This is a genomic window from Sutterella sp. (genome assembly GCF_052272535.1).
Taxonomy (GTDB): Bacteria; Pseudomonadota; Gammaproteobacteria; order Burkholderiales; family Burkholderiaceae_F; genus Sutterella.
On record NZ_DAVZJY010000262.1, the window covers coordinates 1 to 2,890 of the forward strand.

3 protein-coding genes are annotated in these 2,890 nt (G+C 67.1%); all 3 read left to right on the forward strand.

Translation table 11 applies throughout. The features are described 5' to 3' along the window. The coding region (locus tag ACT6Y9_RS10025; protein ID WP_443744425.1) for a universal stress protein at positions 1-815 on the forward strand (815 nt) is incomplete at its 5' end. A 141-nt stretch (positions 816-956) separates the two neighbouring features. Next, positions 957-1,862: a universal stress protein gene (locus ACT6Y9_RS10030; protein ID WP_443744426.1), complete on the forward strand. Its 906-nt coding sequence runs from the start codon at positions 957-959 to the stop codon at positions 1,860-1,862. Between the two features lie 78 nt (positions 1,863-1,940). Further along, positions 1,941-2,843 carry a universal stress protein gene (locus tag ACT6Y9_RS10035; protein ID WP_443744427.1) on the forward strand — a complete coding sequence of 301 codons (903 nt, stop codon included), beginning with the start codon at positions 1,941-1,943 and terminating at the stop codon, positions 2,841-2,843. Positions 2,844-2,890 lie beyond the last annotated feature (47 nt).

The following is a 2,890-nucleotide window of genomic DNA, read 5'->3' on the forward strand; positions in this document are numbered from 1 at the left end:
CCGTGGTGGAGCTCGTCAACGTCCAACACCCCGCGCCGATGGCGGCGCTCGCCAAGTTCGGGCACGAGGACGTGCAGGCGGCCTTCGTTGAGGAAGGCCGGCGCGTGCTCTCGACGGTGACCGACGCGGTCGCCGCGTCCGGACTTGACGTCGCCGGCGCCGTGCGCGTCGGCGCTCCGGGCCCCACCCTCGCGCATGAAGCCGAGGACTTCCGCGCCGACATGATCGTGATGGGCGCGCGCGGGCTCTCCCCGGTGCAGCGCTTCCTGCTCGGCTCCGTCTCCCGGGGCGTGCTCGAGCACGCGCGGATGCCCGTGCTCCTCACGCGCGGACGGCTTCTCCCCGACCACGAAAACCTGCGGGTCGTGCTCGCCGTGGACGGCTCCACGCACGGCCTCAGGGCGGCGGAATTCATCGCCTCCCATCCGGACTTCTTCGGCCCCTCGCCCGAAATCCACGTGATCTGCGTGCTCCCTGACTACGAGCGCGGCACCCTCACGGGCCCGAAGGACTTCGAACCCGTGCTCGAGAAGACGCGCGGACGGTATGAGGAGGAGGAGAGCGCGCTCTGGCACGAGTCCGTTGACGCCATGCTCGCGCTCCTCAAGTCCCGCGGGCTCGCGGCGCAGGGCGTGCGCCTCTCGGGCCGGGCCGACGAAATGATCGCGGCCTACGCCAAGGATCACGGCGACCTCATCGTCATGGGGACCCACGGCTGGGGGCGGCTGCGCTCGGCCGTCCTCGGATCCACGACCGCCAAGACCGGCGCGAGGACGGAGCTCCCGCTCCTTCTCGTGCGGATCCAGGACGACTGAAGCGCCGGGAGGGAGACCGCCGCCCGCAACCGCCGATTTCACGCAAACCACTTCCCCGGCGCCCAACGCCGCGGGCCGGACCAGAGCCCACAGGGCCCGGGGAGAAGCGAAGCCCGAAACAAAAGGGCAAAGGAGTTCATCATGAGGATTCTGATTCCCACCGACAACAGCACATGCAGTCGTGAAGCCATTCGATTCGTCGGTGAACGCGCCAAGTTCATGGAGGGAAACCCCGTCGTCGAACTCCTGAACGTCCAGTCGCCGATCCCCGAGGGCGCGATGGAGCGCTTCGGCCTTGAAGCGGTCCGCGCGGTCTACACGGCCGAAGGCCAGGCGCAGCTCGCCGAGAGCGAAAAGACCGCGAAGCGCGCCGGGATCGCCGCCGAGACGAAAGTCGCCTTCGGCGAACCCGGTCCCTCGGTCGCCCGCGAAGCAGACGCCTTCAAGGCGGACCTCATCGCCATGGGCTCGCGCGGCCTCTCCCCCGCGAAGAGCTTCTTCCTCGGCTCGGTCTCGAGAAGCGTGCTCGAACACACGACGCTGCCCGTGCTCCTCGTGCGTGAAGAGGGACTCCCCGAGCGCGAAAACCTCCGCGTGACGCTCGCCGTGGACGGCTCCGAGTACGGCGAGCGCGCGGCCGAGTTCATCGCCGCCAACCCCGGCATATTCGGCCCGAAGCCCTCCGTCGACGTCCTTTCGATCGCGACCGACTACGTGCAGCTCGCGCAGAACGAAGTCGACGGCGTGGCGCCCGGCGCCGCGCGCGACTACCTCGTGCGTGAAGCGCAGAACACCTGGGAGCATGCGGTGACGCCCGCCTGCAAAGTGCTCGACGCCGCCGGCATCGAAGTGAAGCCCGTCAACCGCCAGGGCACGCCCTCGGACGAGATCGCGCACTATGCCGCACAGAACGCCGACATCATCGTCATGGGTTCGCACGGCTACGGCCGCTTCAAGTCCGCGGTCCTCGGCTCCACGGCCGCCCGCGTCGGCGCGATGACGAAGCTGCCGATCGTCGTGGTCCGCCTGCCGCAGGACAACAAGTAGAAGCATCACGCTCCGGGCCCTTCAAGGCCCGGAGATATTCAAAGTCGCAAAGAGAACAAGTGAGAGGGAGTCACAAGCATGCGAATTCTCGTACCTGTCGATGAAAGCGAGATGAGCCGCCGCGTGGTCGAGTACCTGCTTCGGCACGAGTCGCTCCTCGGCGCAAAGCCCGAGATCGAGCTCGTCAACGTCCAGTACTCCGTGCCGGAGTCGATCATTCAACTTTTCGGCATGGCGGCCGTCAAGCAGTACTACCTTGAGACGGGCAAGAACGCCTTCGACGATCTTTCGAAGAAGTTCGACCTGAAGCCCCTCAACGCCGAGGAGCGGGTGCTCTACGGCGACGTGGGCACGAAGCTCGCCGAAGAGGCGAAGGAATTCAAGGCGGACCTCATCGTGATGGGGACGCGCGGCCTCAACCCGATGAAGGGGTTGCTGCTCGGTTCGGTCTCGAACGCGCTCCTCGCGCGCACGCGCGTGCCGATGCTCCTCATCCGCGAGGCCACCCGCGCCATCCCTGAAAAGATGCGCGTCGGCATCTTTGTGGACGGCTCGAAATACGGCGAGGCCGCCGCGGACTTCGTGCTCGGACATCTCGAGCTCTTCGGGCCGGACGCGCAGTTCACCGTCGTTCACTGCGCCGAGCCCGTTCCCGATCCGATCGCGCCCAACCCGGTCAATCCGATGACCCCGGTGCTCACGCGCGAGGAGCTCGAGGACGAGCAGAAGAAGGACTTCAAGGAGGCCGTGCAGGCCGTCCTTGACCCCTTCGAAGTGGGCGGCGTCAACGTTCAGGCGAAGCTTCTGATCGGCGACCCCTACAAGAAGCTTCCCGAGTACGCCAACGCCAACCTCGACCTCGTCGTCATGGGCTCGCACGGCTACGGCAGCTTCACCGCCGCGGTGATGGGGTCCACGGCCATGCACACGGCCGCTGAAACCCACGTGCCGATCCTCGTGATCCGTCGTCCCGAGGAGTGACCTTCGGCTCCGCCCGAACAAAGCCCCGCCGCACCGGTATCGTGCGG